We start from the raw sequence: 25,944 nt of genomic DNA on the forward strand, positions 1-25,944 counted from the left end.
GGCGGCCATGTCTGAGAAAACTTTCCTGGTGGAAATCGGCACCGAAGAGCTGCCACCAAAAGCATTGCGCAGCCTGGCGGAGTCCTTTGCTGCTAACGTGACGGCCGAGCTGGATAACGCTGGCCTCGCACACGGTAAAATTGAATGGTTTGCTGCCCCGCGTCGTCTGGCGCTGAAAGTGGCGAGCCTTGCGGCGGCTCAGCAAGATCGCGAAGTAGAAAAGCGCGGCCCGGCCATTGCCCAGGCGTTCGACGCTGAAGGCAAACCGAGCAAAGCGGCAGAAGGCTGGGCGCGTGGCTGCGGTATCACCGTTGACCAGGCCGAGCGTCTGACCACCGACAAAGGCGAATGGCTGCTCTATCGCGCCCATGTGAAAGGCGAAAGCGCAGAAGCGCTGCTGCCGAACATGATCGCCACCTCGCTGGCCAAACTGCCTATTCCAAAACTGATGCGCTGGGGCGCAAGCGACGTGCACTTTGTGCGTCCGGTTCACACCGTGACCCTGCTGCTGGGCGACACCGTCATCCCTGCCACCATTCTGGGTGTGGCATCCGATCGCGTGATCCGCGGCCACCGCTTTATGGGCGAGCCTGAGTTCACCATCGACAATGCCGATCAGTACCCTGCAATTCTGCTGGAGCGCGGTAAAGTCATTGCTGACTACGAGCTGCGTAAAGCCCGGATCAAAGCGGACGCGGAAGAAGCGGCACGTAAGATTGGTGGTAACGCCGATCTGAGCGACAGCCTGCTGGAAGAAGTGACCTCGCTGGTGGAGTGGCCAGTGGTCCTGACCGCGAAGTTCGAAGAGAAATTCCTCGCGGTGCCGGCAGAAGCGCTGGTTCACACCATGAAGGGCGACCAGAAGTACTTCCCGGTCTATGCCAACGACGGCAAGCTGCTGCCGAACTTCATCTTTGTGGCCAACATCGAATCGAAAGATCCGATCCAGATCATCTCCGGTAACGAGAAGGTGGTGCGTCCGCGTCTGGCGGATGCCGAGTTCTTCTTCAATACCGACCGTAAAAAGCGTCTGGAAGATCACCTTCCGCGCCTGCAAACCGTGCTGTTCCAGCAACAGCTGGGTACGCTGCGCGATAAGACCGACCGTATCGCGGAGCTGTCCGGCTGGATCGCTCGTGAAATCGGTGCTGATGTAAATCACGCGACTCGCGCAGGCCTGCTCTCCAAGTGCGACCTGATGACCAACATGGTGTTCGAATTTACCGACACCCAGGGCGTGATGGGTATGCACTACGCCCGCCACGATGGCGAAGCGGAAGATGTGGCCGTGGCCCTGAACGAGCAGTATCAGCCGCGCTTTGCCGGTGACGAGCTGCCGTCTAACCCGGTAGCCTGTGCCGTGGCGATTGCCGATAAGATGGACACCCTGGCGGGTATCTTCGGTATCGGTCAGCATCCGAAAGGTGACAAAGATCCGTTTGCGCTGCGTCGTGCTGCGCTGGGCGTGCTGCGCATCATCGTTGAGAAGAACCTGAACCTGGATCTGCAGACCCTGACTGAAGAAGCGGTGCGTCTGTACGGTGACAAGCTGACCAACACCAACGTGGTGGATGAGGTTATCGACTTTATGCTGGGCCGTTTCCGCGCCTGGTATCAGGACGAAGGCTACACCGTCGACACCATTCAGGCGGTGCTGGCGCGTCGTCCAACCCGTCCGGCAGATTTCGATGCCCGTATGAAGGCTGTGTCCCACTTCCGTACCCTGGAAGCGGCATCTGCGCTGGCTGCGGCCAACAAGCGTGTCTCCAACATCCTGGCGAAGTCCGATGAGAAGCTGAACGAGCGTGTGAACGCCGCGACGCTGAAAGAGCCGGAAGAGATCGCCCTGGCGATGCAGGTTGTGGTGCTGCGCGACAGGCTGGAGCCGGTCTTCGCGGAAGGTCGCTATCAGGAAGCGCTGGTGGAACTGGCCGAACTGCGCGACGTGATCGATGCCTTCTTCGAGAAAGTGATGGTAAACGTAGAAGATAAAGATCTGCGTATCAACCGTCTCTCTATGCTCGAAAAACTGCGCGAGCTGTTCCTGCGCGTGGCGGACATTTCGCTGTTGCAGTAATTGTACTTTTGCCCGGCGGCGCTACGCTTGCACGGGCCTACAGGTGCTAAAAACCCGCTCGGCGGGTTTTTTTATGCCGTGCCGTTGAAAATTTAACCTTGAAACGGTCAACAAATTACCCTTATCCTTACCCCCGTTAACTTTCTCCCCCAGGAGCGCGCCCCAAAAATGAACAACCACGACTGATGAATTTCGATCCTTGCTAAACGCCACCGCGTCGGCAGGGGATGTTTTGATTTCATTCAGGAGTGCTTATGGCTCATTTTGCGCAATCCCCTTCTTTTATTTTGCATCAGGTGACCTGTCAGTTTGCGACGGGCGATACCCTTTTTGGTCCGCTGAATTTCTCTCTCGAGCCGTCACTGTGCGCCCTCGTTGGCCGCAACGGCAGCGGCAAGACCCGGCTCCTGCGCCTGCTGGCCGGGCTGGACGAGCCCGCCAGCGGCCATATCGAACGTTTCGGCACGCACGCTTACGTTGCGCAACAGCACGATATTTCTCCGCAAACTACGCTGGCCCAACTGCTTGGCTATGAAGCCATCTTTGCTGCCCGCAAGCGGATCGACACCGGCGAGTACCAGCCTGACGATCTGGAGCGCCTCGACGGTTTCTGGGATATCGGCGAGCGGCTGAGTGAGGCGTTCAGGGAAGCTCATCTTCCGGAGTTTGCGCCAGACAGGCTGGCAGCTGAGCTGAGCGGCGGCGAGCGGGTTCGTGCCCTGCTGTGCGGCGCGTTTACGACCAATGCGGACTTTCTGCTACTGGATGAACCCACCAACCACCTCGACCAACAGGGAAGGGCGTGGTTTTACGCCCGGCTGGCGCGGTATTCCGGCGGTGTGCTGGTGGCGTCCCACGATCGTGAGTTGCTGGCGCAGGTGCCGCGCATTCTCGAACTCAGCCCTTCCGGTTTACACAGTTACGGTGGAAATTACGCCGACTATCAGCGTCAGCGGGATGCCGAGCAGCAGGCTGCCCGCGCAGCGCTGGAGCACGCGGCAACCGAGCGCAAACGCACCCGCGTCCGTATGCAGAAAGAGCATGACGACAGCCTGCGCCGCTCGGCTAAAACCTTGCGCACGGTGGATTCGCTCAACATCGCCTCGTTTGAGCGGGTTAAATACAAAGGCGCGGCAAAGGAGCGTCCGGGCTCGTGGCGCAAACAGCACCATGAGCAACAGGATGCGTTGAATACGGCGGTCAATCAGGCGCGGGAACGGGGCGAAGAGGAGTGTCCGGTGATGTTTACTCTTCCGGGCAGCCAGCTTGCGGAGGGTAAACAGGTGCTGGTCCTGGACGAGCTGGTGCTGCCCTATGTCACGATGTCGCCGCTCAACTGGCGTATGGACGGGCCGATGCGGGTGGCCTTGCGCGGGCCGAACGGCAGCGGGAAATCCACCCTGCTGAAAACGATCCTCGGTGAGTGCGCGCCCGTCGACGGTGCCTGTCGCGTGTCGGTCAACGTGGCGTATCTCGACCAGCATCTGTCGCGGCTGGATCTGACGCAGTCCGTTATCAGCCATCTCAATCTGCATAACACGCCGCTGGAGGAGGGGGTGCTGCGCAGTCGCCTGGCGCAGCTGCAACTGGGTGCCGATAAGGTTACGCTCCCGCTGGCAGAGCTGAGCGGCGGCGAGCGGTTAAAAGCGGCGCTGGCCGGTTTTCCCGGCGCACTGCTGGTGGTGTCGCATGACGAGCATTTTCTGGAGGGGCTTAACCTGACGCATGACCTGGTATGGCGGGACGGGGAGTGGCGCGGTGAACGGCGGTAACAAAAACACAAACCCCCGCAAATGCGGGGGCTAAAACAATGTTATTCAGTCAACTGCTTACGGAGGGCCGGGTTAGCCTGAATCAGGCTCATCAGCTTCAGCTCGGTCATGGAGGGCTTCACTCTTTTCGATTCCCACTCCTGAACCATTGCCACGCTGACACCCATAGCTCGCGCGAAATCATCGTTTTTCATCCCTGTCCCTTTGCGTAAGCGCTCAAATTCCGTAAAGGGGTTAGACTTTTGCGAACGGGTCACCGTCTGCGGTACATCTTTAAAAACAATCTGTTCCAGACTGCTTAGCAGATCGAACATAGGATCTTTTAATTCCATTGAAAACTCCTCTTAAATCACACTGCGGGATCGTGAACATAGAGAGCAATTTAAGAATAGTCGGTAAAACTGACAGGAGATCGTAACGTGCGTGATTAATTGTTGGAGATACGTTTCGCTCGCTTGTTTTCGGGGTGAGTAACTATGCTAATGACTTGATTAATCAGTAGCGCCTTAGCATCAGGTATATTTTTGTAAATCGTAAGAATTTATATGGCAATAGCCGTTTTACATGAAAAGAGTATCTTGCAGGCCTGACCTGGACTATTCTTGGCAGCGTTGGGCACGCGTGTGCCGGTGTGCGCTTTTTTGGGTGAAAGGAGTAATAACAATGGCGACAGGAAAGCTCTGCTCTCGCTGGTTTGCGCCGCTTGCGGCGTTGTTAATGGTAGTGAGCCTGAGTGGGTGTTTCGATAAGGAAGGCGATCAGCGCAAAGCGTTTATCGATTTCCTGCAAAATACTGCGATGCGCAGTGGCGAGCGTTTGCCAACGCTGACTGCGGATCAGAAAAAACAGTTTGGTCCCTTCGTTTCCGACTATGCCATTTTGTATGGTTATTCACAGCAGGTGAATCAGGCGATGGACGCCGGTCTACGTCCGGTAGTGGACAGCGTGAATGCGATTCGCGTCCCACAGGACTATGTGACCCAGCGTGAGCCGCTAAGCCAGGCAAACGGTGCGCTGGGTGTGCTGGGCCAGCAGCTGCAGAATGCTAAAATGCAGGCTGATGGCGCACGCTCTGCGCTGAAACAGGGCGATGACCTGAAACCTGTGTTCGACAAAGCGTATGAAAAAGTGGTGACCAAACCTGCCGATGCGCTGCAGCCGCTCATTCCGGCCGCGCAGATCTTTACTCAGCAGCTGGTACAGGTGGCGGATTATATTTCGCAGCAGGGGACCCAGGTGAGCTTTGTCTCCAACGGTATTCAGTTCCCGACCTCACAGCAGGCCAGCCAGTATAATACGCTGATTGGGCCGCTGGCAGCGCAGCATCAGGCGTTTAGTCAGGCCTGGGGCGCGGCGATGGCCGCAACGGAGTAGCGTCAGACGCGTACGTTGGCCGTATAAAAACCCCGCTGGAAAGCGGGTTTTTTATTAAGGTAGAAAATAAAGCTTGTCTTTGATGTCGTAACTATGTTTAATAGTCCTCGTCGGTTTGTTACACAGACCTAAAGCAGTTTAGTTAAGCAGTCCAGATGCGTTATCCTTAGATACCCTTCGTAGTGACCCTTCCTTCATCGCTTAAAAATCTGTAACACATTCCATCATCGCGCCGGAAGGCAAAACAAATTTTTAAAAGGTAATTTCTATGTCTGGTAAAATGACTGGTCTGGTAAAATGGTTCAACGCTGATAAAGGTTTCGGCTTCATCACTCCTGACGATGGCTCAAAAGACGTGTTCGTACACTTCTCTGCTATCCAGAACGATGGCTACAAATCTCTGGACGAAGGTCAGAAAGTTTCCTTCACCATCGAAAGCGGCGCTAAAGGCCCAGCAGCTGGTAACGTTGTAAGCCTGTAAGCTTCCAACTCAGCTAAAAGAATTTAAAAACCCGCCTCTGGCGGGTTTTTTTTCGTTCAGGCCTTAGCCTGCGGATTCACGCAGTTTTTATCGACCTTGCCCTGCAGGGCGTCGATCAGGTTGTCCACCGCACAGGCCGCCATGTTATAGCGCGTCTCGTGCGTCGCAGAGCCAATGTGCGGCAGCGCCACCACGTTAGGCAGCTTCAGCAGTTCTGAGCTGGCAGGCAGCGGCTCCTGCTCAAACACGTCCAGCCCCGCCGCGTGGATCTCACCGTTTTTCAGCGCCGCAATCAGTGCCTGCTCATCCACCACCGGTCCACGACCTGCATTAATAAAGATGGCGGACTTCTTCATCTTCTCAAACTGCGCTTTGCCCATCAGATGATGCGTCTCATCGGTCAGGGGCAGGATCAGGCAGACGAAGTCTGCCTCCTGCAACAGGGTATCGAGATCGCAGTAGCGGGCGTTGAAACGCTCCTCAGCTTCCTTATGCTGGCGGCGCGCGTTATACAGGATCGGCATGTTGAAGCCAAAGTGGGCGCGCTGCGCCAGCGCCAGGCCGATGCGGCCCATCCCAACGATACCCAGCGTTTTGCCGTGCACGTCGGTGCCGAACCAGTCCGGGCCAATGCTTTTGGTCCATTCACCGGCTTTGACGCGCTCGGCCACTTCCACCACCCGGCGCGCGCTGCTGAGTACCAGCGCCATCACCGTATCGGCCACGGTTTCGGTCAGTACGGTTGGGGTGTGCATCAGCAGGACGTTACGGGCATTCAGCGCATCAACGTCGAAATTGTCATAGCCCACTGAAATGGTCGAGGTTGCACGAAGCGCAGGCATTTTCTCCAGCAGCGCGGCGTCCACTTTTTCGCTGGAGCCGAGCAGCCCGACGGCACCGGCGAAGGCGTCAGCGTGTTGCTGCACCGTCTCCGGGCTCAGGTTGTTGACCCGGGTAACGGTGAAATGATCTTCAAGGCGCTGCTGTAACGCATCAGGCAGGGCTTTATACAAAATGACGGACGGCTTCATGCTAATCTCCGTTGATGTTAAAAGGGTTCAGGCGTGGCGTGCGCCGACGGGAAGGTTCTGATTATTAGCAGGCTTAACAATTAAAGTAAGCCACACCGAGGCAAAAAGCGCCACCCCCATAAAGATGTACGAAGCTGACGGGCTGCCGGTTGCGCCATTCAGATATCCCACGAACCACGAACCAAAGAATGAGCCCAACGCACCCATGCTGTTGATCAGCGCCATCGCGCCACCCGCCACGTTACGCGGCAGCATTTCCGGGATGATGGCAAAGAACGGACCATACGGGGCATACATTGCCGCACCGGCGATCACCAGCAGGGTATAGGAAACCCAGAAGTGGTTGGCGCCAACCGCCCACGAGCCGATAAAGGCGCAGGCAGCAATTAACAGCAGCGGCCAGACGAACAGCTTACGGTTTTGCAGTTTATCCGACGCCCAGGAGACCACGATCATCGCGATGGTGGCCGCCAGATACGGCACGGATGACAGCCAGCCCACCTCGACCATGCCGAGGTTATCCCCCGCGCTACGGATGATGGACGGCAGCCACAGGACAAAACCGTAAACCCCGATGCTCCAGGTGAAGTACTGCATGCACAGCAGCACCACGTTGCGTGACCGGAAGGCTTCGCCGTAGTTACGCACCGCTTTCAGCCCCTGCTGCTCTTTATCCAGCTGCGCCTGCAGGGCCGCTTTTTCATCTTCCGACAGCCATTTGGCCTGCGCCGGTTTGTCTTTCACCAGCACCCACCAGCAGAAGGCCCAGATCACCGCCGGAACGCCCTCAATAATGAACATCTCGCGCCAGCCGAAGGACTGGATCAGGTACCCGGAGACCACCGACATCCACAGCACCGTGACCGGGTTACCGAGAATAAGGAAGGTATTGGCGCGCGAGCGTTCAGATTTGGTAAACCAGTTGCTGATGTAGATCAGCATCGCGGGCATTACCGCCGCTTCCACCACGCCGAGGATAAAGCGAATGGCCGCCAGCGCCGGGATGTTATTCACCATCCCGGTCAGGGAGGCACAGGCGCCCCACAGGATCAGGCAGATGAAGATCAGTTTACGTACGCTGCGGCGTTCAGCGTAGATCGCGCCGGGGATCTGGAAAAAGAAATAACCGAGGAAGAACAGGGCACCCAGCAGCGAGGAGACGCCTTTGGTGATCCCCAGATCTTCGGTGATGCCAGCGGCGGACGCGAAGCTGAAGTTCGCGCGATCGAGATACGCCAGGCTGTACGTGATGAACACGACAGGCATGATGTACCACCAGCGTTTTACTGCGTTTGTTGCACTGTTCATAGGCTTGCCTCTGTGGTTGAGGGGGTAACCGCCGCTGTCTGTAGGGTACAGGGTGGCTTAATTATGTAGCGGGGAGTTATTCCCCTAACTGTTGCCGGGTCGGTAATCCTTCGCTGTCGCCCTGAACCTGGATCGCCAGCGAGCCGATGATATTGCCGCGGGTGATGGCCTGCTGCAGGGTTTTCCCCTCGAGCAAGGCGCTGACCACGCCGACGGCAAAACCGTCTCCCGCCCCAACGGTATCGACGACGTTTTCAACCCTGACCGCCGCAACGGCACCTTGCTCACCGTCGGCGGTTTTAAACCAGGCGCCGTCGGCCCCGGTCTTCAGGATCACCGCCTTCACGCCGCGGTTCAGGTAAAAATCAGCGATCCCTTCCGGCGTTTTTTCTCCGGTCAGGATCTGGCCCTCTTTCACACCGGGTAATACCCAGTCGGCCTGGAAGGCGAGGTGGTTGAGCTTCTCCACCATCTCCGCTTCGCTTTTCCACAGCACCGGGCGCAGGTTCGGATCGAAGGAGATTGTCTTACCTGCGGCTTTCATTGCGCCTGCGGCATGATCGAGCAGGGCGTATGAGCTGGCGGACAACGCCGCCGCCACGCCGCTCAGGTGCAGATGCCGTGCTGCGGTAAACCAGATTGGATTGAAATCCTCTACCGACAGGTGACTTGCTGCCGAGCCTTTACGGAAGTATTCCACAATGGGATCGGTTCCATCAGTGACTTTCGATTTGAGCTGAAAGCCTGTCGGATAACGGCCATCCAGGGTCACGCCTGCGGTCTCGATCCCCTCATTTTTCAGGGTGTCGAGCACAAACTGACCGAAGCTATCATTGCCGACGCGGCTTACCCAGCCCACCTTCAGGCCCAGGCGTGCCAGGCCAGTGGCGACATTCAGTTCTGCCCCAGCAACGCGCTTGATAAAGTGGTCGACGGCACTGAGTTCGCCGGTCTTCGTGGCGACAAACATGGCCATGGCTTCGCCAATGGTGATGACATCCAGAGCGTGTGGCATGTCGTTACTCCTCGCGCAGCAAATTAACGTAGTGACGGGTGACCGCCGTCAGGTCAGGCCCTTCCAGCGGAAACTCGATTCCGCGTGGAGCGTCGGCAGGGAGCTGATCCAGCAGCGCCTGCCAGCGGGCGCTGTCGTTGTCCGGCGGCACGGCGCGATACTGTTGCTGATGGGGAACGGCGGCTTTGACGTGGATATAGCTCACCGCAGGTGCCAGATGCTTTGCGGCCTCCTCCGGGGATTCACCCACCCACAGCCAGTTGCCCATATCAAAGGTCAGGGTGACCGGGAGGTTCATCACCCGGCAGGCTGCCTTGAAACGCTGCATCGGCGCCAGCTGCCCACAGCGCGTCTGGTCGTTTTCCACCACCAGCGTCATGCCGGTTTCATCGAGCAGGGCGCGCAGCGCATCGAGCTGCTGCTTATCGCTGAAATGGCCGAGGGAGACTTTCAGCCACAGGGCGTTAAGCGTCGCGGCTTCGGCAAGGTAGCGGGGCAGCATGGGATTGAGATTGCCGTCCGGGGTAAAGAGGGCATCGGGGGCGGAGTAGCAGGCCAGCAGGCCGAGCAGTTCAATGGACCCGGCCAGTGTGGGTAAGGACGCCAGTTCGGCGTCGCTGAATAACTCCCGGCGGATCTCGACCCCGTCGGCACCCGCACCGGCGATCACGTGCAGCATGGCGCGCTGGCCACCTGCTTCACGTACCTTGTCAGCGCCATACGCGGCGGTGACAACAATAATTTTTCTGCCCATTGGCGGACTCCATCACGTAGCTGATACTCTTTACGCTAGATGGAACCGGTTCCAAAGAAAAGTTCAGGATGCTGGATTTATGATCGCCATCACGAAGGGGGTTAACGTGACGTGGAACCGCGGACGATCAGCTCGCCGGAGAAGACCTGCTCGCGAACGGCCTCATCCGCGCCGTTAATCCGGCGGACCACCTGCTCGACGGCAGCGAAACCAATCTGCCATGTGGGTTGTTTGAGGGTGGTAATGCCGACGCCTGCCAGCTCCGCCCACTCCAGTTCGTCAAAACCCAGCAGGCCGATGTCGCTGCCCCAGTGCAGGCCAATGCGCTTCAGCGCTCGGGCAATCTGCAGTGTCAGCGCGCCGTTTGCGGAGATCACCGCCTTGCGCATCCCGCGATGGCGGGTGTGAAACTGGCGCAGGGCGTTGTCCAGCTGCTCAGACTCGTGAAGCGGGATTTCGACGTTTTCAGCGACCACGCCAGCATAGCGGGCGAGAGTGGAGCGAAAGGCGCTCAGGCGTTCGCGGCGGGTATTGACCATCCCCAGCGGTTCACTCAGGAACAGGATCGCTTCAAAGCCTTGTTCAATCAGATGTTCGGTAGCGGTGGTCGCAGCTTGAGTATTATCCAGTCCCACCACATCGCAGGCGAAATCGGGGATTTTGCGGTCAATCAGCACCATCGGCAGGGCCGACTGCTGCAGGCGGTTCAGCCCCTCCTCGCGCATGCCCACGGCGTTAACCACGATGCCTTCCACCTGATAGCTGCGCAGCAGATCCAGGTAGTGCAGCTCCTGGTCGACTTCGTTGTTGGTGTTGCACACCAGCGGGGTAAACCCTTTTTCTCGGCACGCGGCTTCGATGCCGCTGAGAACGTTAACGGAGTAGGGGTTGGTGATATCGGCGATGATCAGGCCAATGAGACGGGTTTTGCCACGCTTGAGACCACGGGCCATCAGGCTCGGGCGATAGTCGAGGTCGGCGATAGCCTGTTCAATGCGGGCCAGCAGCGCGTCGGACAGCAGGTGTTTTTCGCCGTTGAGATAACGGGAGATGCTGGTTTTACCGGTTTTTGCGGCTTTCGCCACGTCGCTGATGGTGGGCCGTGTTGATTTGCTCATCGCTGATTTCCTTGCCTTAAGTGAGAACACCTTAGCGTGAAAATCAGCGATGGCAAGCTCCTTACTGGATCGGGCTAAGCGTGATCTCCACGCGGCGGTTCTGCGCTTTGCCTTCCGCCGTGCTGTTGCTGGCGATCGGATTGGCCGGGCCCATGCCGCTGGTGCGAATGCGGTTTGCCGCGACGTTCTGGGTGATCAGGGCGCTGGCTACCGCGTCGGCACGCTGCTGGGAGAGACGCATGTTCAGATCCTGGCTACCGGTGCTGTCGGTATAGCCCAGCACGTTCACCGCGGTTTTTTCGTACTCTTTCAGCACCATCGCCACGCCGGTCAGGGTGTTGGCACCTTCAGGTTTCAGCGTCGCGCTGCTGCTGTCGAAGGTCACGTTGTTCGGCATGTTCAGAATGATGTTATCGCCGCTGCGGGTGACGCTCACGCCGGTACCCTTCATCTTGTCGCGCAGCTTCGCTTCCTGCACGTCCATGTAATAACCGGCACCGCCGCCCAGCGCGGCACCTGCTGCGGCTCCAATCAGAGCGCCTTTGCCGCGATCTTTTTTCGAGGAGGAGAGGACGCCAACACCCGCGCCGACCAGGGAGCCGATGCCCGCGCCAATACCTGATTTACCCGCTTCGCGTTCGCCGGTGTAAGGGTTGGTGGTGCAGCCTGAAACAACCAGTGCGCCGCTGACTACGGCGGCAATCATAAGTGCGCTTTTTTTCATCTTCTTTCCTTAAGCTTTTTTATTCTTTGCCACGACGGGCGTGGCGGTTGATTATGACGTGCAGTTACGGAGAAAATTCCGGGGATAACTCTTAAATTTGTGACGAATCATAAACAGCCTCAATGAAGGCTGAGAAAACCTGCAACCGGCAATCCAGGAGCACACGCTGTGACCACTTCTACAAAAACCATTCTGACGGCAGCCCACTGGGGGCCCATGCTGGTCGAAACCGACGGCGACAGGGTGATCTCGTCCCGTGGCGCGTTGCCGACGCAGCACCCTAACTCTCTGCAAACCGCAGTGCGCGACCAGGTGCACAGCAAAACCCGCGTGCGCTGGCCGATGGTCCGTAAAGGCTTTCTGGCGTCGCCGGATAACCCACAGGGGGTGCGCGGGCAGGATGAGTTTGTGCGCGTCAGCTGGGATCAGGCGCTGGATCTTATCGACGCGCAGCATAAACGCATTCGTGAGAACTATGGCCCGTCGTCCATTTTTGCCGGGTCGTACGGCTGGCGCTCGAACGGCGTGTTGCACAAGGCCGCGACCCTGCTTCAGCGCTATATGAGCCTGGCGGGTGGCTACACCGGTCATCTGGGGGATTACTCCACCGGTGCGGCGCAGGCCATCATGCCCTATGTGGTGGGTGGCAACGAGGTGTACCAGCAGCAGACCAGCTGGCCGCTGGTGCTGGAGCACAGCGACGTGGTGGTGCTGTGGAGCGCCAACCCGCTCAATACCCTGAAAATTGCCTGGAACGCCAGCGATGAGCAGGGGATCCCGTATTTCGACGCGCTGCGTAAAAGCGGCAAGCGCCTGATCTGTATCGATCCGATGCGCTCCGAAACCATGGATTTCTTTGGCGAAAGCGCCGAGTGGATCGCCCCGCATATGGGCACCGATGTGGCGATGATGCTGGGGATCGCTCATACGCTGGTGGAGAACGGCTGGCAGGACGAGGCGTTTCTCGCCCGCTGTACCAGCGGCTATCAAAAATTTGCCGATTACCTGCTCGGCGCGACCGACGGTATCGCCAAAACCGCCGAGTGGGCTGCCGACATCTGCGGCGTTCCGGCAGACAAAATCCGCGAACTGGCGGCGTTATTCCACAATAATACCACCATGCTGATGTCCGGCTGGGGCATGCAGCGCCAGCAGTTTGGCGAGCAGAAACACTGGATGCTGGTCACCCTCGCAGCGATGCTCGGCCAGATTGGCACCCCGGGCGGCGGCTTTGGTCTTTCATACCACTTTGCCAACGGCGGGAACCCAACGCGGCGCGCGGCGGTACTGGCTTCCATGCAGGGGTCGGTCAAAGGCGGTACGGACGCGGTGGATAAATTCCCGGTCGCCCGGATTGTCGAGGCGCTGGAAAAACCGGGCGGCTTCTATCAGCACAACGGGCTGGATCGCCACTTCCCGGATATTCGCTTCGTCTGGTGGGCGGGTGGCGCCAACTTTACCCATCATCAGGACACTAACCGACTGATCCGCGCCTGGCAAAAGCCGGAGCTGGTGGTCATCTCCGAGTGCTTCTGGACCGCGGCGGCGAAGCATGCCGATATCGTGCTGCCGGCGACCACCTCGTTTGAACGTAATGACATGACCATGACCGGGGATTACAGCAACCAGCATATGGTGCCGATGAAACGGGTCGTGGCACCACGGGATGAAGCGCGGGATGACCTGGAGGTATTTGCCGAGCTGAGCGAACGCTGGGAGCAGGGCGGGCGCGAGCGATTTACCGAGGGTAAAACCGATCTCGAGTGGCTGGAGACCTTCTACCAGATCGCCGGGCAGCGCGGCGCAGCACAGGGGGTGACGTTAGCGCCCTTTGCCGAGTTCTGGGAGGCCAATGCCATCGTTGAAATGCCGGAGTCCGAGGAGAACGCGACGTTCGTGCGCTTCGCCGATTTCCGTCGCGATCCCGAGAGCCATCCGCTGAAAACCGAGAGCGGTAAAATTGTGATCCACTCTGAGCGTATCGCCAGCTACAACTATGCCGACTGTCCGCCGCACCCGATGTGGCTGGAGCCGGACGAGTGGCATGGCAATGCCGAGCCGGAGCAGCTGCAGATCCTCTCTGCCCATCCGGCGCACCGTCTGCACAGCCAGCTGAACTACTCCTCCCTGCGTGAGCAGTACGCGGTGGCCGGGCGCGAGCCGGTGACGCTGCACCCGGATGACGCGAAGGCGCGCGGCATTGCCGATGGCGACGTGGTGCGGGTCTGGAACCATCGCGGCCAGGTGCTGGCCGGGGCGGTGGTCAGCGACGGCATCAAGCCTGGGGTGATCTGCATTCATCAGGGAGCATGGCCGGATCTGGATGGTGATAATGGCGGAATTTGTAAGAACGGGGCGGTCAACGTGCTGACCAAAGATCTCCCCAGCTCGAAGCTGGGGAACGGCTGTGCGGGGAATACCGCGCTGGCATGGCTGGAAAAATATCAGGGGCCGACGCTTACGCTAACGGCGTTTGATCCGCCTGCCAGCTCATAAGCCAGGTCGGGTGTTGGGTATCTTCCTGCCAGGCGCTGTCTTCAATCCGAAAGCCCTGAGTATGGTAGAAATTCACCGCCCGGCTGTTCTTCTGGTAAACCTCCAGACTTAATGACGGGTAGCGCTGCTGCACATGGTGGATCAGCGCATGCCCGATCCCCTGTCCGGCATACGCCGGGTCGACAAACAGCGCACCGACATAGACTGACTGCATCACGCTGATGAAGCCCCGAAGCTGGCCATCCTCTTCCCACACCCAGGTCTCTGCCGACGGCAGGTAGACCTCCCGTACCACCGCCTCGCTCTCCTGCCAGTACTGCGCGTCGATAAACGGATGGGCGACAGTGGTGCTTTCAAGCCAGAGAGCCAGCAGAGGTTCGATATCCTCATTGAGCCATTTGCGGATCATGTTGACCTCCGGGATGACAGTGGCAGACGGTGACGTGATCGTTGACCAGCCCGCAGGCCTGCATAAAGGAGTAACAAATGGTGGTGCCGACGAACTTAAAGCCGCGCTTTTTCAGCGCCTTCGACAGCGCGTCTGAGGCGGGCGTGGAGGTGGGGATCTCTGCCAGCGTCGCCGCCCGGGTCACCTGCGGGGTGTTATCGACAAAAGACCAGACGAAATCGGTAAAGCGCTCGCCGTACTCTTCCATCGCCAGATAAGCCCGGGCGTTGCCGATAATGGCTTCGATTTTGCCGCGATGGCGAATAATGCCCGCATCCAGCACTAACCTGTCGACATCCTCAGGGGTCATCCCGGCGACCAGAACCGGGTCGAACTGATGAAAGGCCTGGCGATAGTTCTCCCGCTTTTTAAGCACGGTGATCCAGGATAATCCGGCCTGCTGGCCCTCAAGGCAGATCATCTCAAACAAATTCTTTCCGTCAGTTTCCGGCACGCCCCACTCTTTATCGTGATAGGCGATGTAGAGCGGATCCTGGCTAACCCAGCCACAACGTTGCATCGGTTCTCTCCCTTATTGCTCATGAAATCGCAAAAATTTCAATCGACCCGGCTTGACGTGTCACCTAAAGAGACAATAGTTAATACAGGCTGATACGCAACATTCTTCATGTCGCCGCGTAGCCTTACTATAAACAATCACAAATATCGCCGAATTCGGCTCTTCTCTGGAGTCGCTTTGATGATTATAAAAAAAATAAGTGGCCGCCATGCCCCGGGCCTGGTGAGTTTCTTAGCCTGTCTGCTGACAGGCAACACAGCAAATGCCTGGCAACAGGAATATATCGTTTCGGATACAAAAAGTAATACCACTGAGCGTTATACATGGGACGACGATCACCAACCGCGTTATGAGGACATTCTCAAAGAGCGGATCCTCTCTTCGCAGAATACGCCTGGTCTGGCGCTGAACTTGCCCGATTCGTCCCCGACGGATGCGACCAGTTCAATGAGCGTGGGGTGGAGTATTCCCGTTGCCCGCCGTTTCACCACCGGACCGGTTGCCGCCTGGCATTACGACGGCTCCACGCCCAATATGGTTAACGAGTTTGGCGACAGCGTGAATACCCAATCGCTGATCGACCCGCTATGGCATGCCAGCGTCAGCACCCTGGGCTGGCGCGTCGATACGCGACTGGGGGATGTGCGACCCTGGGCGCAAATCAGCTATAACCAGCAGTTCGGTGATAATCAGTGGAAGATGCAGTCCGGCCTGGGGCGCCTGGCTCCCTCGACGCAGTACGGCAACTGGATGGATGTCACCGTCGGGGCGGATATGCTGCTCAACCCGTACATGGCGGCCTATGCCTCAATGTCGCAGGCCGAAAACATGACCACCGGAGAAGATTATCTCTATACCCTCGGCGTCAGCGCCAGGTTCTGAATTCAGTGCATGAATGACCTGGTCGGCACCGGGAGTTCGCTTATCCGGGGCGGGTTCAGACGATAGTCCAGGTCATTCATTCCTGATTTCTGGCATTTCATTCCGTCCCGTCTGCATTTCATGCCGTTTTACCCCTGCTCATGTAGGGTTTTGGTTATCGTTGTCAGCAGTGAACTTCCCTTTTTTCTGCTGCAGGACAACTGCCATGAATACCTCAACGTATAACCGCACTCGCTGGCTAACCCTTATCGGCACCATCGTGACCCAGTTTGCTCTGGGTTCAGTCTATACCTGGAGCCTGTTTAATAGCGCCCTCTCCGATAAACTCGATGCTCCGGTCAGCCAGGTGGCCTTCTCCTTTGGCCTGCTGAGCCTGGGTCTGGCGCTTTCATCCTCTATCGCCGGTAAATTACAGGAACGCTTCGGCGTGAAACGCGTCACCATGGCCTCCGGGATTTTGCTGGGGGTCGGCTTCTTCCTGACCGCCCACTCCAGCAACCTGATGATGCTGTGGCTGAGCGCCGGGGTGCTGGTGGGGCTGGCAGATGGCGCAGGCTACCTGTTAACGCTGTCCAACTGCGTGAAGTGGTTCCCGGAGCGTAAAGGGTTGATCTCCGCCTTCGCCATTGGTTCTTATGGTCTCGGCAGCCTGGGCTTCAAATTCATCGACAGCCATCTGCTGGCTACCGTCGGCCTGGAAAAGACCTTCATGATCTGGGGCGCTATCGTGCTGGTGATGATCCTGTTCGGGGCGACGCTGATGAAAGATGCCCCGCAGCAGGAAGTGAAATCCGTTAACGGCGTGGTGGAGAACGACTTCACTCTGGCCCAGTCCATGCGTAAACCGCAGTACTGGATGCTGGCGGTGATGTTCCTGACCGCCTGCATGAGTGGTCTGTATGTGATTGGTGTGGCGAAAGATATCGCCCAGGGGATGGTGAAGCTGGATGCCGCAACCGCGGCCAACGCGGTCACCATTATCTCCATCGCTAACCTCTCTGGCCGCCTGGTGCTGGGGATCCTCTCCGATAAAATCGCCCGTATCCGCGTGATCACGATCGGCCAGGTGGTATCGCTGGTGGGGATGGCAGCGCTGTTATTCGCGCCGCTCAACGAAATGACCTTCTTCGCCGCTATCGCCTGCGTCGCATTTAACTTCGGCGGCACCATTACCGTATTCCCGTCGCTGGTCAGTGAATTCTTCGGCCTGAATAACCTGGCGAAAAACTACGGCGTGATTTATTTAGGTTTTGGTATCGGCAGTATTTGCGGTTCGCTTATTGCTTCGCTGTTCGGCGGCTTTTATGTCACCTTCTGCGTTATATTTGCCCTGCTGATCCTCTCCCTGGCGCTTTCCACCACTATTCGCCAGCCGCAGCGCGAAATATTTAACGAAGCGCATGCCTGATTAAAACTCACCCTAAGGGCCGGATATTCCGGCCTTTTTTGTTTCTGCAATAGTTAAAGAGCAGGCCGCAGGTATGTCATCGGACTTGTTTTTTTGTAAATATTTGCAGGGATCACATTCTAAGCTGCCACTTTTTCTTTTCCCTGTGGTCTACTTACCGCGCTTAAAGACGTTTACGAGAACGGTCCCCTGAGCAATGAATTATCCTGTTTGCTTTTTGACCAAAAGTGAAACGGTTCTATTTTACCCTTCTCCAGGTTGCATTAATGAAATATATCAAAGCGATGACGCAACAAAAGCTCAGTTTTTTGCTCGCGTTGTACATCGGTCTGTTTATGAATGGCGCGGTTTTTTTCCGTCGGTTTGATGGTTATGCGCAAGACTTTACCGCCTGGAAAGGAATCGCCGCGGTCGTCGAACTGGTTGCCACTGTGCTGGTTACCTTCTTTCTGCTGCGTTTGCTGTCGCTGTTTGGACGGCGGATCTGGCGCGTACTCGCCACGCTGGTGGTGTTGTGCTCGGCCGGTGCCAGCTATTACATGACCTTTATGAACGTGGTGATTGGCTACGGCATTATTGCCTCGGTGATGACCACGGATATCGACCTCTCGAAAGAGGTGGTCGGTTTGCACTTTATTCTCTGGCTGGTTTGCGTCAGCATTCTGCCGCTGCTGCTTATCTGGAACAACCGCTGCCGCTATACCTTATTGCGCCAGCTGCGTACGCCAGGGCAGCGCATCCGCAGCGCCGCGGTAGTGGTGCTGGCAGGATTAATGGTCTGGGGGCCAATCCGCCTGCTCGACCTGCAACAGAAAAACGTAGAGCGTACCTCTGGCGTGGATATGCCGAGCTACGGCGGCGTGGTGGCGAACTCCTATCTGCCGTCCAACTGGATCTCCGCGCTGGGGTTATATGCCTGGGCGCAAGTGGATGAGTCCTCCGATAATAAATCGCTGATGAACCCGGCGAAGAAATTCACCTATCAGGCACCGACGGATATCGACGATACCTACGTGGTGTTCATTATTGGTGAAACCACGCGCTGGGATCATATGGGCATGCTGGGCTATGAGCGGGATACTACGCCGAAGCTGGCGCAGGAGAAAAACCTCGTCGCCTTCCGCGGATATTCCTGTGATACCGCCACCAAGCTCTCGCTGCGCTGTATGTTCGTGCGTGAGGGCGGGGCAAGCGATAACCCACAGCGAACGCTGAAAGAGCAGAACGTCTTCTCGGTACTGCGTCAGCTTGGCTTTAGCTCCGACCTCTACGCGATGCAGAGCGAGATGTGGTTCTACAGCAACACCATGGCCAACAACATCGCCTACCGCGAGCAGATTGGCGCCGAGCCGCGTAACCGCGGTAAGAGTGTGGACGATATGCTGCTAATCGATGAGATGCAGCGCTCCCTGCAGGGCAACCAGAACGGTAAACATATGATCATCCTGCATACCAAAGGGTCGCACTTTAACTACACCCAGCGTTATCCGCGTAGCTTTGCCAAATGGACGCCGGAGTGTAAGGGCGTGGATAAAGACTGTACCAAAGCGCAGCTGATCAACTCTTACGATAACTCGGTGACCTACGTGGATCACTTTATCGACAGCGTGATTGACCAGGTGCGCGATAAGAAGGCGATCGTCTTCTACGCCGCCGACCATGGTGAGTCGATTAACGAGAAAGAGCACCTGCACGGTACGCCGCGCAAGATGGCACCACCGGAGCAGTTCCGCGTGCCGATGATGGTGTGGATGTCTGACAAATATCTGGAGAACCCGGATAAAGCCAAAATGTTCGCTCATCTGAAAGAGCAGGCGGATATGAAAGTGGCGCGTCGTCATGTGGAGTTGTACGACACTATTCTCGGTTGCCTCGGTTACACCTCGCCAGACGGCGGGATTAACGAGAATAACAACTGGTGTAAAGTGCCAGACGGTGCTGCAAAAGCCGCAAAGTAACAGGCCTGGCGACTTTATAGCCGATTGAAAGGCTTTTGCAAAATAAGGGATTGACGGAGATGGGGCGTAGCAGTAAGATGCGCTCCGCAAACGGCGAGTAGCGCAGCTTGGTAGCGCAACTGGTTTGGGACCAGTGGGTCGGAGGTTCGAATCCTCTCTCGCCGACCACATTCGAAAGCCCCGCTCTAAGAGCGGGGCTTTTTTGCATTTATCGTCCGTGGAAGTCCAAAGCATTAAAGCCTTATCTTTCCAGACTTACTAAAACACGGCCTACCTCTCGTTCCCCCTGCCTGTTAACCATTATGTGACATATTCCATTGTATTTTTTTATCTTTGGATTGATCTTTTTTCGCGTTGCTTATGGATAACCTCAGCATTTTCCCCTGTGCGTTTTAACGTTCATGGCATTTAGTGCGCAGATAATCGCCATTCCGTAAGAAAATTTACGCCGGTTGAATAAATGTTAATCACTGGTTGTAGCAGATTGCGTAGAGAGTTGTGCTGCATCATGGCGGGTAGCATAAATTTCCCTGCTGAAAATACGCTCCGGTAGTTTTTTTAATCTTTGTTTGCCAATTCTCACACTTAGCGTAAATCCCCGTCACCTGTATTGACGTTTTCACATTCTGTTGACAGATTGTAGGGCACGAGGGGCACTTCAGGGAGGATCTGCGCTGCAACTCAGTCGCTCTTCTGAAAGGAATCTCCATCCCTTATAACGCCTCAGGGCAACACCGACCGGACCGGGTAAAAAATAAATTAAAGGTCAGGCGGAGTAACACAACAAAAAACATCACATTGGAGCAGAATAACAATGAGTATTTCCTTGAAGAAGTCAGGGATGCTGAAGCTTGGTCTGAGCCTGGTGGCTATGACCGTCGCAGCAGGCGTACAGGCAAAAACCCTGGTCTACTGTTCTGAAGGCTCGCCGGAAGGCTTTAACCCACAGCTCTTTACTTCTGGTACGACGTACGACGCCAGCTCTGTACCAATCTATAACCGCCTGGTTGAATTCAAAATCGGTACCACGGAAGTTATTCCGGGTCTGGCTGAGAAGTGGGAAGTCAGCGAAGACGGTAAAACCTATACCTTCCACCTGCGTCAGGGCGTGAAGTGGCAGGACAGTAAAGATTTCAAACCGACGCGTGAGCTGAATGCCGACGACGTGGTGTTCTCCTTCGACCGTCAGAAAAATGCCCAGAACCCGTATCACAAAGTTTCTGGTGGCAGCTATGAGTACTTCGAAGGGATGGGTCTGCCAGACCTGATCAGCGAAATCAAAAAAGTGGACGACAACACCGTTCAGTTCGTCCTGAGCCGTCCGGAAGCGCCATTCCTGGCTGACCTGGCCATGGACTTCGCCTCTATTCTGTCAAAAGAATATGCGGACAACATGCTGAAAGCCGGTACGCCGGAGAAAGTGGATCTGAACCCAATCGGTACCGGTCCATTCCAGATGCAGCAGTACCAGAAAGACTCCCGTATTCTGTACAAAGCGTTCGAAGGTTACTGGGGCACCAAGCCGCAGATCGACCGTCTGGTCTTCTCCATCACGCCTGATGCCTCCGTGCGTTACGCCAAACTGCAGAAGAACGAGTGCCAGGTGATGCCGTACCCGAACCCGGCTGATATCGCGCGCATGAAGCAGGACAAGAACATCACCCTGCACGAGCAGGCGGGCCTGAACGTCGGCTATCTCTCCTTCAATACCGAAAAGAAACCGTTTGATGACGTGAAAGTGCGTCAGGCGCTGACTTACGCGGTGAACAAAGAAGCGATCATCAAGGCCGTTTATCAGGGCGCTGGCGTTGCCGCGAAGAACCTGATCCCACCAACCATGTGGGGCTACAACGACGACGTTAAGGATTACACCTATGACGTTGAGAAAGCGAAAGCACTGCTGAAAGAAGCGGGCCAGGATAAAGGCTTTACCGTTGAGCTGTGGGCGATGCCGGTACAGCGTCCTTACAACCCGAACGCGCGCCGTATGGCCGAGATGGTTCAGGCTGACTGGGCAAAAATCGGCGTTCAGGCCAAGATCGTGACCTACGAGTGGGGCGAATACCTGAAGCGTGCTAAAGCAGGTGAGCACCAGGCAGTGATGATGGGCTGGACCGGCGACAATGGGGATCCAGATAACTTCTTCGCGACCCTGTTCAGCTGTGATGCAGCAAAACAAGGTTCTAACTACTCTCGCTGGTGCTACAAGCCGTTTGAAGATCTGATTCAGCCGGCACGTGCTACCGACGACCACAACAAGCGTATCGAACTGTACAAACAGGCTCAGGTTGTGATGCATGACCAGGCGCCAGCGCTGATCGTCGCTCACTCCACCGTGTACGAGCCAGTGCGTAAAGAAGTTAAAGGCTATGTGGTTGATCCACTGGGCAAACACCACTTCGAAAACGTTTCTGTTGAATAATTAAAAGCAATGCCAGGCGGCGCTGCGCTTGCACTGGCCTACGGTATGTAGGCCAGGTAAGCGTAGCGCCACCCGGCAGCAGTGCTTTATTCCCTCTCTGTAAGGGGAGGGAATAAGATTTGTGAGCAATACAGACGTCACGCCTCCAGGCGTACGTCATTAGAGAGAATCCGGGTTATGTTGCAGTTCATCCTCCGACGTCTGGGACTTGTTATCCCCACGTTTATCGGTATCACCCTTCTCACCTTTGCCTTCGTCCATATGATCCCCGGTGACCCGGTAATGATTATGGCGGGCGAGCGTGGAATTTCTCCTGAGCGTCATGCACAACTGTTGGCTGAACTGGGGCTGGATAAGCCTATGTGGCAGCAGTATCTCCACTATATCTGGGGCGTGCTGCATGGTGATTTGGGGATGTCGCTGAAAAGCCGTCTGCCGGTGTGGGAAGAGTTCGTTCCGCGCTTTCAGGCAACGCTTGAGCTTGGCGTCTGCGCCATGATTTTTGCCGTCGCCGTGGGTATTCCGGTGGGCGTGCTGGCTGCGGTGAAACGTGGCTCTATCTTTGATCACACGGCCGTTGGCCTGGCGCTGACCGGCTACTCCATGCCTATCTTCTGGTGGGGCATGATGCTGATTATGCTGGTGTCGGTGCAGTGGAACCTGACGCCCGTCTCGGGACGCGTCAGCGACATGGTCTTCCTCGACGATTCCAACCCGCTGACCGGCTTTATGCTGATCGACACGGCCATCTGGGGCGAAGAGGGCAACTTTATCGATGCGCTGGCGCACATGATCCTCCCGGCCATGGTGCTCGGTACGATCCCACTGGCGGTTATCGTGCGTATGACCCGTTCGTCAATGCTGGAAGTGCTGGGCGAGGATTACATCCGTACCGCCCGTGCCAAAGGTCTGACCCGCATGCGGGTGATCATCGTCCATGCCCTGCGTAACGCCATGCTCCCGGTCGTGACCGTTATCGGGCTGCAGGTGGGGACGTTGCTGGCAGGGGCGATCCTGACCGAAACCATCTTCTCCTGGCCGGGTCTGGGACGCTGGCTGATTGACGCGCTGCAACGCCGTGATTATCCGGTGGTGCAGGGCGGTGTACTGCTGGTGGCGACGATGATTATCCTCGTCAACCTGCTGGTCGATTTGCTGTACGGCGTGGTGAACCCGCGTATTCGTCATAAGAAGTAAGGGGCCATCATGTCACACGTTTCTGAAAATAAAGTGGTCGCTGCACCGGTGCCAATGACGCCGCTGCAGGAGTTCTGGCACTACTTCAAACGCAACAAAGGCGCAGTCGTCGGGCTGGCGTATGTTGTCATCATGATCTTGATCGCGGTGTTCGCGAACTTTCTTGCGCCGTACAACCCGGCGGAGCAGTTCCGTGATGCGCTACTTGCGCCACCTGCATGGCAGGACGGCGGTACCCTGTCGCATCTGCTGGGTACAGACGATGTAGGCCGCGATGTGCTGTCTCGTCTGATGTACGGCGCGCGTCTGTCGCTGCTGGTCGGCTGTCTGGTGGTGGTGCTGTCGCTGATCATGGGCGTGGTACTCGGTCTGGTGGCGGGCTACTTCGGCGGTCTGGTTGATAACATCATTATGCGTGTTGTCGACATCATGCTGGCGCTGCCAAGCCTGCTGCTGGCTTTGGTGCTGGTGGCGGTCTTTGGGCCATCCATCGGCAACGCCGCCCTGGCCCTGACGTTTGTTGCGCTGCCGCACTATGTGCGCTTAACCCGTGCGGCCGTACTGGTCGAGGTTAACCGCGACTATGTGACTGCTTCCCGCGTAGCGGGTGCGGGGGCAATGCGTCAGATGTTCGTCAACATTCTTCCAAACTGCCTTGCGCCGCTGATTGTTCAGGCGTCGCTCGGTTTCTCTAACGCCATTCTCGATATGGCTGCTCTTGGCTTCCTTGGCATGGGTGCGCAACCGCCAACACCGGAGTGGGGCACCATGCTCTCCGACGTGTTGCAGTTCGCGCAGAGCGCCTGGTGGGTCGTGACCTTCCCGGGTCTGGCGATCCTGCTGACGGTGCTGGCATTTAACCTGATGGGTGATGGTCTGCGTGATGCACTTGATCCCAAACTGAAGCAGTAAGAGGCACGAGATGGCGTTATTAAATGTAGATAAATTATCGGTGCACTTCGGTGAAGTAGGTTCCGAGTTTCGCGCCGTAGATCGGGTTAGCTACAGCGTAAATCAGGGTGAAGTGGTCGGGATTGTCGGTGAGTCAGGTTCCGGTAAATCGGTAAGCTCGCTGGCGATCATGGGGCTGATTGATTACCCCGGCCGCGTAATGGCGGAAAGCCTGGAGTTCAACGGCCAGGATCTGAAGCGTATCTCTGAAAAAGAGCGTCGCAATCTGGTTGGCGCCGAAGTGGCGATGATCTTCCAGGACCCGATGACCAGCCTTAACCCGTGCTATACCGTCGGTTTCCAGATCATGGAAGCGATTAAGGTGCATCAGGGTGGGAATAAGCAAACCCGTCGTCAGCGGGCAATTGATCTGCTGAACCAGGTAGGTATTCCCGATCCGGCCTCGCGTCTGGATGTGTATCCGCACCAGCTCTCCGGTGGGATGAGCCAGCGCGTGATGATCGCCATGGCCATTGCCTGTCGTCCGAAGCTGCTGATTGCCGACGAACCGACGACCGCGCTGGACGTGACCATTCAGGCGCAGATCATCGAGCTGCTGCTGGAGCTGCAGCAGAAAGAGAACATGGCGCTGATCCTGATCACCCATGACCTGGCGTTAGTGGCCGAAGCAGCGCACAAAATTATCGTGATGTACGCCGGACAGGTGGTTGAAACCGGCAACTCGCACGATATCTTCCGTGCGCCGCGTCATCCATATACCCAGGCCCTGCTGCGCGCCCTGCCGGAGTTTGCTCAGGACAAGGCGCGTCTGGCGTCACTGCCGGGCGTGGTACCGGGTAAATACGACCGCCCGACCGGCTGTCTGCTGAACCCGCGCTGCCCATATGCCACGGACAAATGCCGTATCGATGAGCCGGATCTCTATACCCTCAGCGATGGTCGCCAGTCTAAATGCCACTACCCACTCGATGACGCCGGGAGGCCCACACTATGAGTACGCAAGAGGCCACCCTGCAACAGCCGCTGTTGCAGGCTATCGACCTGAAAAAACACTACCCGGTGAAGAAGGGGCTGTTTGCTCCGGAACGCCTGGTGAAAGCGCTGGATGGCGTCTCCTTTAGCCTGGAGCGCGGCAAAACGCTGGCGGTGGTGGGGGAGTCCGGCTGCGGTAAATCCACCCTCGGCCGTCTGCTGACCATGATTGAAACCCCGACCGGGGGCGAGCTGTACTATCAGGGCCAGGATCTGCTCAAGCACGATCCCGATGCGCAGAAGCTGCGTCGCCAGAAAATCCAGATTGTGTTCCAGAACCCGTACGGTTCCCTGAACCCGCGTAAGAAAGTGGGACAGATTCTGGAGGAGCCGCTGCAGATCAACTCCACGTTGAGCAAAGAGCAGCGTCGCGAGAAGGCGCTGGCGATGATGGCGAAAGTGGGGCTCAAGACCGAGCACTACGATCGTTATCCGCATATGTTCTCCGGCGGTCAGCGCCAGCGTATCGCTATCGCCCGTGGTCTGATGCTCGACCCGGATGTGGTGATCGCCGATGAACCGGTCTCCGCACTCGACGTTTCCGTCCGTGCACAGGTACTTAACCTGATGATGGATCTGCAGCAGGATTTAGGTCTGTCTTACGTCTTCATCTCCCATGACCTGTCGGTGGTGGAGCACATTGCTGATGAGGTGATGGTGATGTATCTGGGACGCTGTGTGGAGAAGGGGACCAAAGACCAGATCTTTAATAACCCGCGCCACCCTTATACCCAGGCATTGCTCTCTGCGACACCGCGCCTGAATCCGGATGAACGTCGGGAGCGTATTAAGCTGACCGGCGAGCTGCCAAGCCCGCTCAACCCGCCGCCGGGCTGCGCATTTAATGCCCGCTGCCGTCGTCGCTTTGGGCCGTGCACCCAGCTGCAACCGCAGTTAAAAGACTACGGCGGTCAACTGGTGGCGTGCTTCGCGGTCGATCAGGATGAAAACGGCGAGAAGCCCCAGGCGTAAGCCATAAAAAAAACCGGCGATAATCGCCGGTTTTTTATTGGGA

At 57.0% G+C, this 25,944-nt stretch carries 22 protein-coding genes and 1 tRNA gene; 14 read left to right on the plus strand and 9 right to left on the minus strand.

Annotated elements, in window-relative coordinates; translation table 11 throughout:
- Nucleotides 1-7: 7 nt before the first annotated feature.
- Complete coding sequence (gene glyS / locus M8318_RS09980; RefSeq protein WP_262662337.1) at nucleotides 8-2,077, plus strand: glycine--tRNA ligase subunit beta; 2,070 nt, start codon at nucleotides 8-10, stop codon at nucleotides 2,075-2,077.
- A gap of 254 nt (nucleotides 2,078-2,331) precedes the next feature.
- Nucleotides 2,332-3,849: an ATP-binding cassette domain-containing protein gene (locus tag M8318_RS09985; protein ID WP_262662338.1), complete on the plus strand. Its 1,518-nt coding sequence runs from the start codon at nucleotides 2,332-2,334 to the stop codon at nucleotides 3,847-3,849.
- A gap of 41 nt (nucleotides 3,850-3,890) precedes the next feature.
- On the opposite strand, the gene M8318_RS09990 is transcribed toward M8318_RS09985, so the two are convergent.
- Entirely contained in the window at nucleotides 3,891-4,181 is a 291-nt protein-coding gene (locus tag M8318_RS09990) for an HTH-type transcriptional regulator (RefSeq protein ID WP_106995499.1), read from the minus strand.
- A gap of 331 nt (nucleotides 4,182-4,512) precedes the next feature.
- Between M8318_RS09990 and M8318_RS09995 the strand changes: the two genes are divergently transcribed.
- Entirely contained in the window at nucleotides 4,513-5,223 is a 711-nt protein-coding gene (locus M8318_RS09995) for a DUF3053 domain-containing protein (protein ID WP_106995500.1), read from the plus strand.
- A gap of 268 nt (nucleotides 5,224-5,491) precedes the next feature.
- A complete protein-coding gene (cspE, locus tag M8318_RS10000; protein ID WP_032615822.1) occupies nucleotides 5,492-5,704 on the plus strand; it encodes a transcription antiterminator/RNA stability regulator CspE in 213 nt (70 codons plus the stop codon).
- A 56-nt stretch (nucleotides 5,705-5,760) separates the two neighbouring features.
- Here the strand turns inward: cspE and ghrB are convergent, their stop codons facing one another.
- The 6 genes from ghrB to M8318_RS10030 all read right to left on the minus strand — a co-directional run bounded on the left by ghrB (nucleotide 5,761) and on the right by M8318_RS10030 (nucleotide 11,654).
- On the minus strand, nucleotides 5,761-6,735 hold the full coding sequence (gene ghrB / locus M8318_RS10005) for a glyoxylate/hydroxypyruvate reductase GhrB (RefSeq protein WP_262662339.1): 975 nt from the start codon (nucleotides 6,733-6,735) through the stop codon (nucleotides 5,761-5,763).
- A 27-nt stretch (nucleotides 6,736-6,762) separates the two neighbouring features.
- Nucleotides 6,763-8,043: an MFS transporter gene (locus M8318_RS10010; RefSeq protein WP_166181211.1), complete on the minus strand. Its 1,281-nt coding sequence runs from the start codon at nucleotides 8,041-8,043 to the stop codon at nucleotides 6,763-6,765.
- A 76-nt stretch (nucleotides 8,044-8,119) separates the two neighbouring features.
- Nucleotides 8,120-9,058 (minus strand): sugar kinase, encoded by a 939-nt coding sequence (locus tag M8318_RS10015; RefSeq protein WP_225759831.1) that lies wholly within the window; start codon nucleotides 9,056-9,058, stop codon nucleotides 8,120-8,122.
- 4 nt (nucleotides 9,059-9,062) lie between these two features.
- Nucleotides 9,063-9,812 carry a sugar phosphate isomerase/epimerase family protein gene (locus tag M8318_RS10020; protein WP_106995504.1) on the minus strand — a complete coding sequence of 250 codons (750 nt, stop codon included), beginning with the start codon at nucleotides 9,810-9,812 and terminating at the stop codon, nucleotides 9,063-9,065.
- A 101-nt stretch (nucleotides 9,813-9,913) separates the two neighbouring features.
- The gene (locus M8318_RS10025) at nucleotides 9,914-10,930 is read right to left on the minus strand and encodes a LacI family DNA-binding transcriptional regulator (RefSeq protein WP_262662344.1); all 1,017 of its coding nucleotides are present in this window, start codon (nucleotides 10,928-10,930) and stop codon (nucleotides 9,914-9,916) included.
- A gap of 61 nt (nucleotides 10,931-10,991) precedes the next feature.
- Nucleotides 10,992-11,654, minus strand: coding sequence for an OmpA family lipoprotein (locus tag M8318_RS10030; RefSeq protein ID WP_262662346.1), 663 nt, complete (start codon nucleotides 11,652-11,654; stop codon nucleotides 10,992-10,994).
- Nucleotides 11,655-11,822: 168 nt separating this feature from the next.
- Here M8318_RS10030 and M8318_RS10035 point away from each other — a divergent pair, with 168 nt between their 5' ends.
- Nucleotides 11,823-14,150: a molybdopterin guanine dinucleotide-containing S/N-oxide reductase gene (locus M8318_RS10035; protein WP_408612231.1), complete on the plus strand. Its 2,328-nt coding sequence runs from the start codon at nucleotides 11,823-11,825 to the stop codon at nucleotides 14,148-14,150.
- Here M8318_RS10035 and M8318_RS10040 read toward each other — a convergent pair.
- Both M8318_RS10040 and tag read right to left on the minus strand, forming a co-directional pair.
- Nucleotides 14,113-14,559, minus strand: a complete 447-nt coding sequence (locus tag M8318_RS10040; RefSeq protein WP_262662347.1) for an N-acetyltransferase — start codon at nucleotides 14,557-14,559, stop codon at nucleotides 14,113-14,115. The genes M8318_RS10035 and M8318_RS10040 overlap by 38 nt on opposite strands.
- Entirely contained in the window at nucleotides 14,537-15,118 is a 582-nt protein-coding gene (tag, locus tag M8318_RS10045; RefSeq protein ID WP_262662349.1) for a DNA-3-methyladenine glycosylase I, read from the minus strand. The genes M8318_RS10040 and tag overlap by 23 nt, the downstream gene beginning before the upstream one ends.
- A gap of 180 nt (nucleotides 15,119-15,298) precedes the next feature.
- Between tag and M8318_RS10050 the strand changes: the two genes are divergently transcribed.
- The 9 genes from M8318_RS10050 (at nucleotide 15,299) to dppF (ending at nucleotide 25,901) form a co-directional block, all read left to right on the plus strand.
- Nucleotides 15,299-16,000 (plus strand): autotransporter domain-containing protein, encoded by a 702-nt coding sequence (locus M8318_RS10050; protein ID WP_262662351.1) that lies wholly within the window; start codon nucleotides 15,299-15,301, stop codon nucleotides 15,998-16,000.
- A 205-nt stretch (nucleotides 16,001-16,205) separates the two neighbouring features.
- Nucleotides 16,206-17,408, plus strand: a complete 1,203-nt coding sequence (locus tag M8318_RS10055; protein ID WP_262662352.1) for an L-lactate MFS transporter — start codon at nucleotides 16,206-16,208, stop codon at nucleotides 17,406-17,408.
- 266 nt (nucleotides 17,409-17,674) lie between these two features.
- On the plus strand, nucleotides 17,675-19,366 hold the full coding sequence (gene eptB / locus M8318_RS10060; protein ID WP_106995512.1) for a kdo(2)-lipid A phosphoethanolamine 7''-transferase: 1,692 nt from the start codon (nucleotides 17,675-17,677) through the stop codon (nucleotides 19,364-19,366).
- Between the two features lie 91 nt (nucleotides 19,367-19,457).
- Nucleotides 19,458-19,534: transfer RNA gene (locus tag M8318_RS10065), tRNA-Pro, on the plus strand.
- Between the two features lie 646 nt (nucleotides 19,535-20,180).
- Nucleotides 20,181-21,788, plus strand: a complete 1,608-nt coding sequence (gene dppA / locus M8318_RS10070) for a dipeptide ABC transporter periplasmic-binding protein DppA (RefSeq protein ID WP_225759829.1) — start codon at nucleotides 20,181-20,183, stop codon at nucleotides 21,786-21,788.
- A gap of 177 nt (nucleotides 21,789-21,965) precedes the next feature.
- A complete protein-coding gene (gene dppB, locus M8318_RS10075; RefSeq protein WP_106995515.1) occupies nucleotides 21,966-22,985 on the plus strand; it encodes a dipeptide ABC transporter permease DppB in 1,020 nt (339 codons plus the stop codon).
- A gap of 9 nt (nucleotides 22,986-22,994) precedes the next feature.
- Complete coding sequence (gene dppC, locus M8318_RS10080; protein WP_106995516.1) at nucleotides 22,995-23,897, plus strand: dipeptide ABC transporter permease DppC; 903 nt, start codon at nucleotides 22,995-22,997, stop codon at nucleotides 23,895-23,897.
- 10 nt (nucleotides 23,898-23,907) lie between these two features.
- The gene (gene dppD / locus M8318_RS10085) at nucleotides 23,908-24,891 is read left to right on the plus strand and encodes a dipeptide ABC transporter ATP-binding protein (RefSeq protein WP_106995517.1); all 984 of its coding nucleotides are present in this window, start codon (nucleotides 23,908-23,910) and stop codon (nucleotides 24,889-24,891) included.
- The gene (dppF, locus tag M8318_RS10090; protein ID WP_261644975.1) at nucleotides 24,888-25,901 is read left to right on the plus strand and encodes a dipeptide ABC transporter ATP-binding subunit DppF; all 1,014 of its coding nucleotides are present in this window, start codon (nucleotides 24,888-24,890) and stop codon (nucleotides 25,899-25,901) included. Before dppD ends, dppF begins: the two co-directional genes overlap by 4 nt.
- Nucleotides 25,902-25,944: the final 43 nt, after the last annotated feature.

The sequence above is a fragment of the Leclercia tamurae genome (genome assembly GCF_025566055.1).
In the GTDB taxonomy this organism is placed as follows: Bacteria; Pseudomonadota; Gammaproteobacteria; order Enterobacterales; family Enterobacteriaceae; genus Enterobacter; species Enterobacter tamurae.